We start from the raw sequence: 14818 nt of genomic DNA on the forward strand, positions 1-14818 counted from the left end.
CGGCCGGGACGGCGCCGGTGTCACCGCCGGCGCCACCGGCGGGGGCGTCCGCGGGGGCGTCGGCCGGTACGGCGTCGGGGGCGGGGCGGGCGGGCTGGCGGCGGGCGGCCGCGGCGGCGAGGCGCTCGGCGAGGGTGCTCATGGGTGGTTCACCTCCGGCGGCGGAAGAAGCGCCGCTCGTCGCGCGGCTCCTCCGACGCGTTCGACGTGGTGGGGGAGGCCGGGTGGCCCGGCGCGGAGGTGCCGGCGAGGCGGGCGGCGAGCTGCACGAATTGCGCGCTCGACCCGTGCTCCGGCTTGGCCGCGACGATGGGACGCCCGGCGTTCGTGGCGGCCGCGATCTCCACGGAGGTGGCGACCTGGGCGGCGATCTCGAGGCCGAGGATGGCCTCGACCTTCTCGGCGCTGATGCCGACCTCGTCGTCGGCGCGGTTGAGGAGCAGGTGGCGGTGGCCCTGGGCGATGCCCAGGGCGTCCATCGTCTCCAGCGCGACCTTGACGTTCTTCAGCGTCGGCACGTCGAGGGTGGCGACCATGACGCACTCGTCCGTCTCGTCGAGGGCGGTCAGCGTCAGCTCGTCGAAGGCGGGCGCGGTGTCGACCACGACGAAGTCGAAGTTCTCCGCCAGCACCCGGAGGGTGCGGGCCACCAACGTGGGCGTGATGCGGTCGCGGGCGTCCGGGGTGCTGGGGGCGGCGAGCACCATCAGCGAGTCCTCGTGCCGCGTGAGCATGGGCTCGAGGAGGCGGAAGTCGAGGGCCTCCTCGGAGCCGACTGCGTGCTCGATGGAGTGCGACGGGAAGAGCTGCAGGGTGATGGCGACGTCGCCGAACGCCAGGTCGAGGTCGACGAGGCAGACCTGCCGCGCCCCGCGGTCCGCGAGAGCGAGCGCGAGGTTGACGGCCGCCGTCGTCTTGCCGACCCCGCCCTTGGGCGAGAAGACGGCCGCGATGCGGCCCTGGCGGGCCACGCCGCCGGGGCCCCGCAGGGCGATCCACAGCTGGTAGGCGCGCTCGACCGCGCCGCTGATGGCGGCCAGGTCGGCCCCCGGCACGACGTCGCGCACGCCGGCGTGCATCGCCTTCGTCAGCACGTCGGTGTCGACGTGGTCGCGGACGACGACGACGCTGACGGTCGGTCGGGTGAACCGGAGGGTCTCGCAGATCTCCAGGGCGACGGCGAGGTCGACGCCGGGGCCGATCACCGCGACGTACTCGTCGGGACGGTTGTCGAGCCAGGCGGCGAGCTTCTCCGTGCTGTCCATCCCGTGCCCGCCCGGGGGCAGGGCGGTCAGCAGCTCGCTGAGGGTCGAGCTGTCGGGGTCGACGACGACGGGCATGGTCTCCTCGTTCGGATCGCTGGTGCTGACGTCCGCGGGCGCGCGGCGGGAGCCGCCGCGCCGGGGGTCAGGGGGAGAGGGCGGTCGAGCCGGGCACGGTCTGGCCGCGCTGCAGCTGGACGCCCTCGCCACGGATCGCCAGGGTGATGGTGGACCCGGCGTCGATGGCCGCGGTCAGGTCGAGCGCTCCCTCGGGGGTCAGCGCGAGGGTGACGACCGTGTTGGCGACGGCGTTCTCCTCCGCCGCGCCCGCCTCGCCCTCCGTCGTCGGCGAGGCGATGGGCGACGACGAGCCGACGGCGAGCACCTGGGTCTCGGGCACGAGCACGACGGCGGCCGAGGAACCGGTGGCCACGAGCACGGCCACGGAGTCGCCCGGGCTGGCGAAGCCGGCGACGCGGCCCTGGTCGTCGAGCTCGACGGACTGGCCGAGCATGCCCTCGGGCACGGGCAGCACCACGCCGGTGCGCACCTCCTCGGCGAACTTGGCCGTGGTGACCTGCTCGCCCGGGGCGATGTCCATGGCCGCCAGCTGGCCCTCGAGGCTCGTGGCGTTCTCCGAGGTCACGTAACCCTCCAGCAGCTGGCCCCGGGGCACCGCCTGCTGCTCGATCTTGCCCTCGGCCAGCGCGGCGTCGAAGGTCTCGCCGAGCTCGATGGGCTTGACGACCTTGTAGACGTCGACGGCGTCGTACCGCTCGTCCGCACGGGCGTCGGCCTGGCGGGCGTAGAGGAAGACGATGACGAGCCCGAGCGCGGCGACGACGGCCGCGACGACGAGCAGGATCCTGCGTCGGTCCATGGGGGAGGGGGTCCTTCCAGGCGAGACGTGCGTGCGGGGAGGACGGCCGGCCCGCCGCCGCGGACGCACGGCACGGACCCCTCCCCGCGCCTCACCCTGCCCGACCGGCCCGCCGCGCCGAGCGCTTTTGCGCAGGAGGTGGCCGAAAGTCCCAAGGGTGGTCTAGACCGGCCCTGGCCCGCGGCCTCAGGAGCCGTAGAGCCCCTCGACCTCGCTGCGGAACTCGCGCATGACCACGTTCCGCTTCAGCTTGAGGCTGGGGGTCAGCTGCCCGCCCTCCTCGGTCCAGTCGACGGGCAGGATCGAGAACTTCCGGATGGCCTCGGCCTTCGAGACCGCCTTGTTCGCGTCGTCCACCGCGCCCTCGATGGCCGCGACGAGGTCGGGGTCGTCGACGAGGTCGGCGATCTCGCCGGTCTTGCCGTGCGCCTGGGCCCACGCCGGGAACGACTCTGGGTCGATGGTGACGAGGGCGCCGACGAACGGCTGGCCGTCGCCCACGACCATGCACTGCGAGACGAGGAAGTGGGCGCGCAGCCGGTCCTCGAGCACGGCGGGGGCGACGTTCTTGCCGCCCGCGGTCACGATGATCTCCTTCTTGCGCCCCGTGATCCGCACGAAGCCCTCGTCGTCCACCTCGCCGACGTCGCCCGTGCGGAACCAGCCGTCGGCGTCGAGCGCCTCGGCGCTCGCCTCCGCGTTGCCCCAGTAACCGCGGAACACCTGGCCGCCGCGGAACTGCAGCTCGCCGTCGTCGGCCACCCGCACCGCGGTGCCCGGCAGGGGCCGGCCCACGGAGCCGATCTTCTGGGCGTCGGGGAGGTTCACCGTGAGCGCGGCGGTCGTCTCGGTGAGGCCGTAGCCCTCGAGCACGCCGAGGCCGATGCCCCGGTAGAAGTGGCCGAGCCGCTCCCCGAGCGGCGCGCCACCGGAGACGGCGTACCGGCACTGCCCGCCCAGCGCGGCCCGCAGCTTGCCGTAGACGAGCCGGTCGAACAGTCCGTGCTGCAGGCGCAGGGCGAGCGAGGGACGGCCGTGGTCGCGGGCGCGGGACCAGGCGATGGCCACGTCGGCGGCGCGGTCGAAGATCTTGCCCTTGCCGTCCGCGGCGGCGTTCTGGCTCGCGGTGTTGAACACCTTCTCGAACACGCGCGGCACGGCCAGGATGAAGTGGGGCTGGAAGACGCCGAAGTCGGCGACGAGGGTCTTGATGTCGCTGGAGTGGCCCATCCGGACACGCGCCTTGACGCAGCCGACCTGGATGATCCGGGCGAACACGTGCGCCAGCGGGAGGAAGAGGAGGGTCGAGGCCCCCTCGTCGAACAGGTCGTCCAGCTCGTCGACGGCGACCCCGAGCTCGAACATGAAGTTGCCGTGGGTCAGCTCGCAGCCCTTGGGCCGGCCCGTCGTGCCCGACGTGTAGATGAGCGTGGCGAGGTCGCCCGGGCCGCTCGCGGTACGGCGGGCCTCGAGGTCGGCGTCGGCGACGTCACCGCCGAGGGTGGTGAGGACGCCGACGGCGTCGTCGTCGAAGGACCAGACGTGGGCGAGCGCCGGGGCCTGCTCGCGCGCCTCGGCGACGCGGGCGACGTGGTCGGCCGTCTCGGCGAGGACGGCGACGGCGCCGGAGTCGGCGACGATCCACGCGACCTGTTCCGCGGACGACGTCTCGTAGACCGGCACCGTGACCGCGCCGGCGAACCAGATCGCGTAGTCGGCGAGGGTCCACTCGTAGCGGGTCTTCGACAGCAGCACCACCCGGTCGCCCGGCTGCACCCCGGCCGCGACGAGACCCTTGGCCACCGCCGTGACCTCCGCGAGGAACGTGGCCGCGGTGACGTCCGCCCACCCGCCGGACCCGTCGGGCCGGCTGAAGACGACGGCGTCGGGAGCCTCGGCGGCGTTGCGCACGACGTCGTCGGTGAGGTTCCCGGTGCTCGGGATCTCGATCGTCATGGGGGTGGAGTACTCGCGCACAGAGGGGCTCCTGGCTGCTCGGGGACGCACGTGGTGGGGGTGATCCGCGGTGCACGTTACCGCCGCGATCGGAGGCCACCGCGATCCGGTACGCTCGCCGGGCGTCAGACCGCAGACCGACGGCGGTGGTGATTCCGGAGGCCTGGGAGGTCGCAGTGGCAGAGCAGACGTCGTCCACGATCGTGATCGACGCGCCGCCCTCGGTCGTCATGGCCGTCATCGCCGACTTCCCGGCGTACCCGCAGTGGGCGACCGGCATGAAGTCGGTCGAGGTCGTGACCCCCGGTGCCGACGGCGAGCGTGCCCGCGAGGTGCGCTTCGTGCTCGACGTGGCGCCGATCAAGGACGAGTACACGCTCGCCTACGAGTGGCACGGCGACCGCGAGGTCACCTGGACGCTCGTGCAGGGCGGCATCCTGCGCGCCCTCGACGGCTCGTACGTGCTGCGCGACCTGGGCGGCGGGTCGACCGAGGTGACCTACAGCCTGGCGCTCGAGGTCACCATCCCGCTCATCGGCATGCTGCGCCGCAAGGGCGAGAAGATCCTCATCGACACGGCCCTCAAGGGTCTCAAGAAGCGCGTCGAGGCCCTTGGCTGACGACCCGCGCGTCCTGCTCCTCACCGGGAAGGGCGGGGTCGGCAAGTCCACCCTCGCAGCGGGTACGGCGGCCCTCGCCGCCGCGCGCGGCGCGCGCACCCTGGTGCTCAGCACGGACCCCGCCCACTCGCTCGCCGACGCGTACGGCGTGCCCGTGGGCGCCGAGCCGACACCCGTGGCCGACGGCCTGTGGGTGCAGCAGGTCGACGCCCAGCTGCGCTTCGAGCAGTCGTGGGCGGAGGTGCAGCGCTACCTGCTCTCGGTGCTCGACGTCGTCGGCGTCGACCGGGTGGCGGCCGAGGAGCTCACCGTGCTGCCCGGCGCCGAGGAGGTGCTGGCGCTGCTCGAGCTGCGGCTGCAGGCCCGCTCGGGACGCTGGGACGTGATCGTCGTCGACTGCGCGCCGACCGCCGAGACCCTGCGGCTGCTGGCGCTGCCCGAGGCGCTCGGGTGGTACGTCCAGCGCATCTTCCCGGCCCAGCGCACGGTGGTGCGGGCGCTCAAGCCGGTGCTCACCCGCGCCGCCGGGGTGCCGATGCCCGGTGACGGGGTCTTCGACGCCCTCGAGCGGCTGCACGCCGAGCTCGCCGAGGTGCACGCGCTGCTGACGGGACCGCAGGCCTCGGTCCGTCTCGTGCTGACGCCGGAGCGGGTCGTGCTGGCCGAGGCACGGCGCTCGTGGACGATGCTGTCGCTCTTCGGCTACCGCGTGGACGGGGTCGTCGCGAACCGGGTCTTCCCCGACGACGACGGCGCCGACGCGTGGCGTGCCGGCTGGGCGCGCGCCCAGGCCGCGGTGCTCGCCGAGGCCGAGGAGTCGTTCGCCGGCCTGCCGGTGTGGCGCTCGGTCTACCGCGCCGAGGAGCCGGTGGGCGCCGAGGCCCTGGCCGCGCTCGTGGCCGATGTGCACGGCGACGGCGACCCGCTCGCCGTACCAGTCGGTCCCGGCCCCTACGCGGTCGAGCGGAGGGAGGGGTCCGCCACCGTCCGGCTCACGCTGCCGCTGGTGGAGCGCAGCGACGTCGCCCTCGCCCGCACCGGCGACGAGCTGGTCGTGACCGTCGGGTCGTATCGTCGCGTGCTGACCCTGCCCAGCGGCCTCGCGCACCAGCGCATCGCCGGTGCGCGGGTGGAGCGGGGGGAGCTGGTCGTGCGATTCGAGGAGGGGACGACGTGAAGGGTCACGACGAGCGGGAGGCCCCCGGCGCCCGCACCGACCACGAGGCCGCGGTCGGCAGCGTCGGCGAGGAGGCGGTCAAGCTGTTCGGCGCGTTCTCCGACTGGGCCCGCGACCACGGGGCTGGCGGCCACGCCGGTCCCGCCGCCGACCCGTACGCCAACCCGTACGACGCCCCGCACGACGCCCCGCACGACGCCCCGCACGACGCCCCGCACGACGCCCCGCACGACGCCCCGCACGACCCCCGGACCGGTACGACGGGTGGCGCGGCCGAGTGCACCTGGTGCCCCGTGTGCCGCGGCGCGCAGGCCCTGCGTCACGCCGTGACCCCGGAGGTGCGCACCCACCTCGCGTCCGCGGCGGCGTCACTGCTGCAGGCGGCGGCCGGGCTCCTCAGCGCGGCCGCCGAGGCGCGCCCCGAGGGGTCGCCCGACGGGTCCGGCGGCGGCGGGCGGGCCGACGGCCTTGAGCACATCGACCTCGACGGCGACCTGTCCACCGACGACGACACGACGGGCGGTGCCCGGTGAGCCTGTCCTGCGGCATCGACATCGGCGGCACCAAGATCGCCGGCGGCGTGGTCGACGAGTCCGGCCGCATCCTGGCCCGCCTGCGGGCGGAGTCCCCGGCCACTGACCCGGAGGCCATCGTCGACACGGTCGCCTGCCTCGTCGACGACCTGCGGGCGGAGCACCCGGTCGAGCACGTCGGCGTGGGCGCCGCCGGGTTCATCGACGCCGGCCGGTCGACCGTGCTGTTCGCCCCCAACATCGCCTGGCGCGACCAGCCGCTGGGCCGTCAGCTCGCCGAGCGCACCGGCCTGCCGGTGGTCGTCGAGAACGACGCCAACGCCGCGGCCTGGGGGGAGTACGTGTTCGGTGCGGGCCACGGCTCCGCGACCGGCGACATGCTGCTGGTGACGGTCGGCACCGGCGTGGGCGGCGGCATCGTCGCGGACGGCGAGCTGCGCCGCGGCGCGTTCGGGATCGCGGCCGAGATCGGCCACCTCCGGCTCGTGCACGGCGGACGCCTGTGCGGGTGCGGCAACCACGGCTGCTGGGAGCAGTACGCCAGCGGGTCCGCGCTGGTGCGGGAGGCCCGGGCCGACGCGGTGGGCGGCTCGCTCCTCGCCCGTCCGCTGCTGGATCGCGCCGGGGGCGACCCGGGACGCATCACCGGTCCGCTCGTCACCGAGCTGGCCCAGCAGGGCGACCCCTTCTGCGTCGAGCAGCTGACCGAGCTGGGGCACTGGCTCGGGGAGGGCGTCTCCTCCCTCGTGGCCGTGCTCGACCCCGGCATGGTGGTCATCGGCGGCGGCGTCTCGGCCGCGGGGGAGCTGCTGCTGGCCCCCCTGCGCGACCGGTTCGCGCACACGCTGAGCGGCCGCGGCTTCCGCCCGGCCCCCGCCATCCTCGGCGCCGTGCTCGGCAACGACGCCGGGATGATCGGCGCGGCCGACCTCGCCCGCCGGTGACGGCGTGAGCACGCACGGGGACACGCGGGTCGACGCCACGGGCGGCAGGGGCGGCGGCGTCCGCATCGGCGTCGACGTCGGCGGCACGAAGATCCTCGCGGGCGTCGTGGCGCCGGACGGGCGGCTCGACGCGGTCGCGGTACGGCGTACCCCCGGCCGCGACAGCAGCGTGCTGCTGCTGGAGAGCACCGTGGCGGAGGCCGTCGAGGAGGTCGCCGACGGCCGGCCCGTCGCCGCGGTCGGCGTGGCGGCCGCCGGGTTCGTCGACGGGGCGGGGGAGCGCGTCATGTTCGCCCCCCACCTGCCGTGGCGGGGCGAGGCCGTGCGCCGGCGTCTGGCGGAGCGCTTCGACGCGCCGGTGCGGCTCGACAACGACGCCAACGCCGCCGCCTGGGCCGAGCAGCTGCACGGCGCCGCGCGCGGCGCGTCGCTCGCGGTCACCATCACGGTCGGCACCGGCCTCGGCGGGGCGGTGGTGCTGGACGCCGGGGCCGGGCCCCGGCTGCTCCGGGGCCGCAACGGCATGGCCGGGGAGTTCGGCCACCAGCAGGTCGTGCCCGACGGCGAGCCGTGCGAGTGCGGCGGGCGGGGCTGCTGGGAGCAGTACTGCAGCGGGAACGCGCTCGTCGCGTTCGCCCGGGCCCGGGTGGGCCGGGAGCCCACGCTGCTCGACGACTGGTGCGGCGGGGTCGCGGAGCGGCTGACCGGCCCCATGGTCACCGACGCGGCGGAGGCCGACGACCTGGTCGCGCTGCAGGCGTTCCGGGCGGTGGGCGACTGGCTCGGCGTCGGGCTGGCCAACCTCGTGGCCGTGCTCGATCCTGACGTGGTGGTGGTCGGCGGAGGTGTGTCCGCGGCCGGCGACCGGCTGCTCGAGCCCGCCCGCGCCGCGCTGTCGCGCTCGCTGGTGGGCGCGCCGTACCGCGCGGTGCCGCCGGTCCGCGTCGCGGAGCTCGGCCCCGAGGCGGCGATCGTCGGCGCCGCCGCGCTCGCGGCCGACCTGCGCTAGACGACCGCGCCGTCGTCCCCGTCGCCGTCGACGCGCTGCGTGGGCATCGAGGCCACGAGGAAGGCGAAGCCCCCGAGGAACCACACGACCATGAACGAGGAGACGACCGGCCACAGCACGATGCCGAGCAGCAGCGTCAGCACCAGCAGCGCCGGCATGCCGAGCACCCCCACCCAGGCGAGGAGCCGGGGCGGCGACGGGCGGGGCAGCGGCGGGGGTGGTGGCGGGACGAACCGGTCCTCGAGCGGGTCGCGGACCGGCGCGGCCGGGACGTCGTCGGGCAGGTCGCCGGGCAGGTCGGCGAGGTCGTCGGTGAGGTCGTCCGGTCGCTCGTCCGGGCCCTCGCCCGGGCGCTCGACGGGGCTCGCGGTGCGGCCGGACCCGGGTCCGCCGGACGCGTCGGCGGGCCACGCGTCGTCGTCGATCTCGGCGCGGTCCCCGTAGTTCTCGACGATGGCCCGCCAGGCCTCGTCCTCGCTGCCGCGGTTCACCCGACGAGTGTAGGCACGCTCAGGCGGTGACGCGGGCGACGAACTCCGCGGACTCCTCGATGATGCGCTCCGCGTCGTGGTCGAGGGTGGCGACGTGGAAGCTGTGCTCGAGCACGCGCTCCTCCACCTGCGGCACGCGGGCCCGGATCAGCGCCCCCGACGACGGGTCCACGACCTTGTCGACCCGGGAGCGGAAGAGCAGGACCGGCGCCTGGACCCGCTCGAGCTCGGCCTGCACCGTGCGCCAGCCGCGGGTCATCGAGGCGAGCGCCCGCAGTGGGGTGCGGGCGTAGCCGTGCTCGTCGGCGCCGGGCTTGGCGATGTCGTTGCCGATGCCGGCCACCGACGGCACGAGGTGCTGCAGCACGGGCACGGCCTTCAGCTGCTTGTTCGTGGTCGTGACGGCGGGGTTGACCAGCACGACCCCGGCGACCTGCTCGGGGTGACGGGCGGCCAGCGACAGCACGAGCCCGCCGCCCATCGACAGGCCGCCGACCACCACGGCGTCGCAGGCGTCCGCGAGCGTGGTGAGGGTGCGCTCGAGGTGGCCGTGCCAGTCGGCCCACCCGGTGCGGTTCATCTCCTGCCAGGTCGTGCCGTGCCCGGGCAGCCGCGGCACCTCCACGGCGTACCCGCGCTCGGCCAGCGCCTCGCCCCACGGCCGCATCGAGGCGGGGGAGCCGGTGAAGCCGTGGCTGAGCAGCACGCCGACGCGGCGCCCACCCGTGAGGTCGGGACGGGCGGGCGCGGAGAAGGGGTGCGCGAGCGGGTGGATGGCCATGGCGGGCATTCTGCACCGGGCCCCGCAGGGTCTAGGGTTCGACTCGGTCGTGTCGCGGGCGGACCGCGGGCAGGCGGCGGCCCGGTCCGGAGGAGGTCTGACGGTGTTCTACTGGTTCCTGAAGCTCGTGGCCCTGGGGCCCCTGCTGCGCGTCGTCTTCCGGCCCCGCAGCGACGGCCTCGAGAACGTGCCCGCCGAGGGTCCCGCGATCCTCGCGAGCAACCACCTGTCCTACGCCGACTGGCTCTTCATGCCGCTCGTCCTGTCGCGCCGCGTCAGCTACGTCGCGAAGTCGGAGTACTTCACGGGCCGCGGCGTCAAGGGCCGGCTGCAGCGCACCTTCTTCTCGGGCGCCGGGCAGATCCCCATCGACCGCTCCGGCGCCAACGCCGCCGAGGGCGCGCTGACGTCCGCCAAGGCGGTGCTGGGCCGCGGCGAGCTGTTCGGCATCTTCCCGGAGGGCACCCGCTCCCACGACGGCCGCCTCTACCGGGGCAAGGTGGGCGTGGCCCGCCTCGCGCTGGAGACCGGGGTGCCCGTCGTCCCCGTCGCCGTCGTCGACACCGACACCGTGGCCCCTCCCGGCAAGAAGTTCGGCCGCATGGCGCGACCGACCGTCCGCTTCGGCGCCCCGCTCGACTTCTCCCGCTACGAGGGCATGTCCGGCGACCGCTACATCCTGCGCTCGGTCACCGACGAGATCATGTACGCGATCATGGAGCTGTCCGGCCAGGAGTACGTCGACGTCTACGCCAGCCGGGCGAAGGCCGACGCCAAGAAGTCGGACGCCTCCGACGCGTCGGCGGCCGACCGGGGCGCCCCCGAGGACCGCAAGGCCTCCTGACCCCGTGGCGGGCCGACTCCGCATCCTCCCGCCGGGCTGGCGCGACGCCGCCGCCGTCGCGGTCGAGGACCGCATGTTCCGTGCGCTCGCGGTGCTGCGGGTCGTGCTGCTCGTCAACGCCGTCGCCCTGAACGTGGTGCGGCGCGACAACGCCCAGGTCGCGTGGGGCCTGTGGGCGTGCCTGCTGCTCATGGTCGGGTGGACCGGCGTGGCTCTGTGGGGGTACGCCGTGCCCGCGCGGCGCCGCGCGCCCCTGCTCGTGCTCGACCTGGCGGTGACCGCCGCCCTCCTGCTGCTCAGCCTGCCCGTGAAGGGCGAGGGCCTGCGGGCCACGATCCCCGGCTTCTGGATCATGGGGGCGCTGCTCGCCTGGGCGGTCCACTGGCGCTGGCGCGGGGGCCTCGTCGCCGCTGTCGTGCTCATCGCGGCCGACGTGTCGGTGCGCCAGGAGCTGAGCCAGACGAACTACGGCCACCTCTTCCTCATCGGCATCGGGGCGCCGCTGGTGGGCTACCTGTGCGAGTCGCTGCAGCGCATGGCCGCCGAGCGCGACCGCGCCGAGCGCGTCGCCGCCGCCGCCGCGGAGCGCGCCCGGCTCGCGCGCGCCGTGCACGACGGCGTGCTGCAGGTGCTCGCGCTGACCCAGCGTCGCGGCGCCGACCTGGGTCCGGGCGGTGCGGAGCTGGCCCGGCTCGCGGGCGAGCAGGAGGCGGCGCTGCGGGCCCTCATCCGCCAGCAGGACACCCTGGCGACGCCGGACGCCGGCGCCCCGGACGAGGTCGACCTCGCCGGCGCGGTGGAGGAGCTGGGCCACCGCGACCGCCCCCGGGTCGCGGTCGTGACCCCCGGCGTACCGGTGCTGCTCCCGGCCGACGTGGTGGCCGAGCTGGTCGCGGCGGCGGGGGCCTGCCTCGACAACGTGGCGGTGCACGTCGGCGACGACGCCCCGGCCTGGCTGCTGCTGGAGGACCTCGGGGACGCGGTCGTGCTCACGGTGCGCGACGAGGGCCCCGGCATCCCCGCCGGACGGCTGGCCGAGGCCGAGGCCGCGGGCCGCCTCGGGGTCTCCGGCTCGGTGCGGGGGCGCCTGGCCGACCTGGGGGGTACGGCGGAGCTCGCCACGGGCTCGTTCGGCACGGAGTGGGAGCTCACCGTGCCGCGGTCGGGGAAGGTGGCGTCGTGACGATCCACACCACCCACCCGTTCGCCGACCCCGAGCCGGGACGCGACCCCGTCCGCCGTCTCCGCGGGCGCCTCGGCGGCGCCGTGACGCTGTGGACCGCGGGGGAGGGCGCGACGCGGGCCGGCCTGACGGTCAGCTCGCTGATGGTCGCCCACGGCGAGCCCGGGCGGGTGCTGGCCCTGCTCGACCCCGACGCGGACCACACCGACGCGCTGGAGGAGACCGGGCGCGCCGTGGTGCAGCTGCTGCGCTGGCGCCACCGCGACCTCGCCGAGGTGTTCGCCGGGCTCGCCCCCGCGCCCGGGGGCCCCTTCCGGCAGGCGACGTTCACCCCCACCGCGTGGGGGCCGCTCCTCGACGGCGTCGAGGGCTGGGCTGGGGTGCGGCTCGAGTCGGCCACCGACGTCGGCTGGGCGCGCCTCGTGACCTGCGTGGTGGAGGAGGCCCACCTCGAGCCCGCGCCGGACGCCGCCGCGGCGGCCGGTGACGCGTCCGCGGCCGCCGACGCCCCGCTGGTCCACCGCCGCGGCCGCTACGGCCGCGGCTGACGCGCAGGTCCCGCCGAGGACGGGCCGGAGATCTCCGCCCCGCAGCGGGTTCCGCCGCCCCGGCGCCCGTGCTCGACTGGGCCGCATGGCTTCCTCTCGGGACGGACGACCTGACTACTCGGCGCCGCGCGGCGGGCCCGGCCTGCAGCGCGCGCTCCTGACGCTGCTGGCGCCCCTGCTCGCCCTGGCGCTGCTCACCGGCGCGCCGGGCGCAGCGCACGCGGCGTACCCGACCCTGACGACGGGGTCGAGCGGCCCCGACGTCACGGCGGTGCAGCACCTGCTGACCCACCACGGCCGGGCGACGGCGGCCGACGGGCAGTACGGCTCGGGCACGCGGGCCGCGGTGACCGCGTTCCAGGCCGACCGCGGCCTCACCGCCGACGGGATCGCCGGGCCCCGGACCATCGGGGCGCTCGTCGTCACGCTGCGCGAGGGCGACCGCGGGCCCGCGGTGCAGGCCCTCCAGACGCTGCTGAACGCCCGGGGCGCGGCGCTGAGCGCCGACGGCGACCTCGGACCGGCGACGGCCGCGGCCGTGCGCGCGTTCCAGTCCGCCCGCGGCCTCGCCGTCGACGGGGTCGCCGGGCCGCAGACGTGGGACGCGCTCTTCGGCTCCGGCGGGACGCAGCCGCCCGGGTCGTCGTACGACTCCCTGTCGGAGGCGCAGAAGGCCAACGCCCGCACCATCATCGCGGTCGGCAAGGGCGCCGGCGTGCCCGAGCGCGGCTGGGTCGTCGCGCTCGCCACCGCCTTGCAGGAGTCCACCCTCGTCAACGTCGACTTCGGCGACCGCGACTCCCTCGGCCTGTTCCAGCAGCGCCCGTCGCAGGGCTGGGGCAGCGAGGCGCAGGTGCAGGACCCGGTGCTCGCCTCGAAGGCGTTCTACGGCGTCGCCGTCCACACCCCGAACCCGGGGCTGCTGGACGTCGCGGGGTGGCAGTCGATGACGATCACCCAGGGCGCCCAGGCGGTGCAGCGCTCGGCCTACCCCGACGCGTACGCGCGGTGGGAGACGCTGGCGCGCGACCTCGTCGCCCGCGAGGGCGGGGTCGCGCCGATCGGCTGAGGCGCGCGGTCTGGCCCGTGAGGAGGGTGGGCGCCCGGACGCCGCGTCGTACGCTGGGAGAGGTGACCACCACGACGGCCCTGCCCACCCTCGGCGACCGCTTCGCGCGAGCCCTCCCGGAGCTCGCGGTCGACTGGCGGGCCGAGGAGGCCCCCGACCCGAGGCTGCTCGTGCTCAACGAGCCGCTGGCCCGCCGGCTGGGCCTCGACCCCGACGTGCTGCGCAGCCCCGAGGGCGTGCGCCTCCTCGTCGGCAACCTCGTCCCCGAGGGCGCCCACCCCGTGGCCCAGGGGTACGCCGGCCACCAGTTCGGCGGGTTCTCCCCGCGCCTCGGTGACGGACGGGCGCTCCTGCTCGGCGACCTGGCGGACGTCGAGGGCCGCCGGTTCGACCTCCACCTCAAGGGATCGGGGCGGACCCCTTTCGCCCGCGGCGGCGACGGTCGCGCGGTGGTCGGCCCGATGCTGCGCGAGCACGTGGTGAGCGAGGCCATGCACGCGCTCGGCATCCCCACCACCCGCTCGCTGGCGGTCACCGCGACGGGACGGCGGGTGCAGCGCGAGACGGTGCTGCCGGGCGCGGTCCTCGCCCGCGTGGCCAGCAGCCACCTGCGGGTCGGCAGCTTCCAGCACGCGCGGGCGAGCGGCGACCCCGACCTGCTGCGCCGCCTCGCCGACCACGCCATCGAGGTCCACCACCCGGAGCTGGCGGGCGCCGAGGAGCCGTACGCCGCCCTGTTCTCGGCGGTCGTCGCGGCGCAGGCGCAGCTCGTCGCGCGCTGGATGCTCGTCGGCTTCGTGCACGGCGTGATGAACACCGACAACGTGACGATCTCGGGCGAGACCATCGACTACGGGCCGTGCGCGTTCATGGACGCCTACGACCCGGCCACCGTGTTCAGCTCGATCGACAGCGGCGGCCGCTACGCCTACGGCAACCAGCCGGCCGTCGCGCAGTGGAACCTGGCCCGGTTCGCCGAGGCGCTCCTGCCGCTGCTGGACACCGACGAGGAGGCGGCCATCGCCCGGGCCACCGACCTGCTCGGCGGCTTCGCGACGGCGTACGTCGCGGCCTGGGCGGGCGGGATGCGCGACAAGCTGGGCCTGCCCGCCGGCCTCGGCGACGCGGAGACGATGGACCTCGCGGAGGGCCTGCTCGAGGTGCTGCGCTCCGGGCGGGTCGACTGGACGACGGCGTTCCGGGCGCTGGGCCGCGCCGCGCGGGGTGACGTCGAGGCGGTGCGCGCGCTCGTGCTGGACCTGCCCGAGGTCGACGCCTGGCTGGAGCGGTGGCGCGCGCTGGAGCCGGACGCGGACCGGATGGACCGCGTCAACCCCGTCTACGTGCCCCGCAACCACCTCGTCGAGGAGGCCCTCGCGGCGGCCACGGACGGCGACCTCGCCCCGCTCGAGCGGCTGCTCGAGGTCCTGGCGGCGCCGTACGACGAGCGGCCCGGCCTGGAGCGGTACGCCGAGCCCGGCCCCGACGCGGGCGACTACCAGACCTTCTGCGGCACCTGAG

The 14818-nt window shown here is 75.7% G+C and carries 15 protein-coding genes; 10 read left to right on the plus strand and 5 right to left on the minus strand.

The features are described from left to right. Nucleotides 1-149 precede the first annotated feature (149 nt). The 3 genes from INN71_RS03875 to INN71_RS03885 form a co-directional block, all read right to left on the minus strand. On the minus strand, nt 150-1340 hold the full coding sequence (locus INN71_RS03875; protein ID WP_277499971.1) for an AAA family ATPase: 1191 nt from the start codon (nt 1338-1340) through the stop codon (nt 150-152). Nucleotides 1341-1407: 67 nt separating this feature from the next. Continuing rightward, nucleotides 1408-2142, minus strand: a complete 735-nt coding sequence (locus INN71_RS03880) for an RcpC/CpaB family pilus assembly protein (RefSeq protein WP_277499972.1) — start codon at nt 2140-2142, stop codon at nt 1408-1410. Nucleotides 2143-2328: 186 nt separating this feature from the next. Beyond that, entirely contained in the window at nt 2329-4119 is a 1791-nt protein-coding gene (locus tag INN71_RS03885) for a long-chain fatty acid--CoA ligase (RefSeq protein WP_277499973.1), read from the minus strand. Nucleotides 4120-4274: 155 nt separating this feature from the next. Between INN71_RS03885 and INN71_RS03890 the strand changes: the two genes are divergently transcribed. The 5 genes from INN71_RS03890 to INN71_RS03910 are packed head-to-tail and all read left to right on the plus strand — an operon-like array spanning nt 4275 to nt 8381. Next, nucleotides 4275-4718 (plus strand): SRPBCC family protein, encoded by a 444-nt coding sequence (locus INN71_RS03890; RefSeq protein ID WP_277499974.1) that lies wholly within the window; start codon nt 4275-4277, stop codon nt 4716-4718. Continuing rightward, complete coding sequence (locus INN71_RS03895; RefSeq protein ID WP_277499975.1) at nt 4711-5895, plus strand: ArsA family ATPase; 1185 nt, start codon at nt 4711-4713, stop codon at nt 5893-5895. The genes INN71_RS03890 and INN71_RS03895 overlap by 8 nt, the downstream gene beginning before the upstream one ends. Then, a complete protein-coding gene (locus tag INN71_RS03900) occupies nt 5892-6428 on the plus strand; it encodes a hypothetical protein (RefSeq protein ID WP_277499976.1) in 537 nt (178 codons plus the stop codon). The genes INN71_RS03895 and INN71_RS03900 overlap by 4 nt, the downstream gene beginning before the upstream one ends. Continuing rightward, nucleotides 6425-7372, plus strand: coding sequence for an ROK family glucokinase (locus INN71_RS03905; protein WP_277499977.1), 948 nt, complete (start codon nt 6425-6427; stop codon nt 7370-7372). The genes INN71_RS03900 and INN71_RS03905 overlap by 4 nt, the downstream gene beginning before the upstream one ends. 4 nt (nt 7373-7376) lie before the next feature. After that, nucleotides 7377-8381: an ROK family protein gene (locus INN71_RS03910; protein ID WP_277499978.1), complete on the plus strand. Its 1005-nt coding sequence runs from the start codon at nt 7377-7379 to the stop codon at nt 8379-8381. On the opposite strand, the gene INN71_RS03915 is transcribed toward INN71_RS03910, so the two are convergent. Together INN71_RS03915 and INN71_RS03920 are read right to left on the minus strand one after the other, a co-directional pair. After that, on the minus strand, nt 8378-8872 hold the full coding sequence (locus INN71_RS03915; protein ID WP_277499979.1) for a hypothetical protein: 495 nt from the start codon (nt 8870-8872) through the stop codon (nt 8378-8380). The two genes, INN71_RS03910 and INN71_RS03915, sit on opposite strands and share 4 nt — an antisense overlap. Nucleotides 8873-8891: 19 nt before the next feature. Next, the gene (locus tag INN71_RS03920) at nt 8892-9653 is read right to left on the minus strand and encodes a carboxylesterase (protein WP_277499980.1); all 762 of its coding nucleotides are present in this window, start codon (nt 9651-9653) and stop codon (nt 8892-8894) included. A gap of 103 nt (nt 9654-9756) precedes the next feature. Here INN71_RS03920 and INN71_RS03925 point away from each other — a divergent pair, with 103 nt between their 5' ends. The 5 genes from INN71_RS03925 to INN71_RS03945 all read left to right on the plus strand — a co-directional run bounded on the left by INN71_RS03925 (nt 9757) and on the right by INN71_RS03945 (nt 14817). Beyond that, nucleotides 9757-10497: a 1-acyl-sn-glycerol-3-phosphate acyltransferase gene (locus INN71_RS03925; protein WP_277499981.1), complete on the plus strand. Its 741-nt coding sequence runs from the start codon at nt 9757-9759 to the stop codon at nt 10495-10497. Nucleotides 10498-10501: 4 nt separating this feature from the next. Then, nucleotides 10502-11680, plus strand: coding sequence for a MacS family sensor histidine kinase (gene macS / locus INN71_RS03930; RefSeq protein ID WP_277499982.1), 1179 nt, complete (start codon nt 10502-10504; stop codon nt 11678-11680). Further along, nucleotides 11677-12228, plus strand: a complete 552-nt coding sequence (locus INN71_RS03935; protein ID WP_277499983.1) for a flavin reductase family protein — start codon at nt 11677-11679, stop codon at nt 12226-12228. The genes macS and INN71_RS03935 overlap by 4 nt, the downstream gene beginning before the upstream one ends. An 85-nt stretch (nt 12229-12313) precedes the next feature. Then, nucleotides 12314-13297, plus strand: a complete 984-nt coding sequence (locus tag INN71_RS03940) for a peptidoglycan-binding protein (protein WP_277499985.1) — start codon at nt 12314-12316, stop codon at nt 13295-13297. A 62-nt stretch (nt 13298-13359) separates the two neighbouring features. Beyond that, on the plus strand, nt 13360-14817 hold the full coding sequence (locus tag INN71_RS03945) for a YdiU family protein (RefSeq protein ID WP_277499987.1): 1458 nt from the start codon (nt 13360-13362) through the stop codon (nt 14815-14817). The last annotated feature ends 1 nt before the right edge of the window (nt 14818 follow it).

This window comes from Nocardioides sp. ChNu-153, from assembly GCF_030466625.1.
In the GTDB taxonomy this organism is placed as follows: Bacteria; Actinomycetota; Actinomycetes; order Propionibacteriales; family Nocardioidaceae; genus Nocardioides.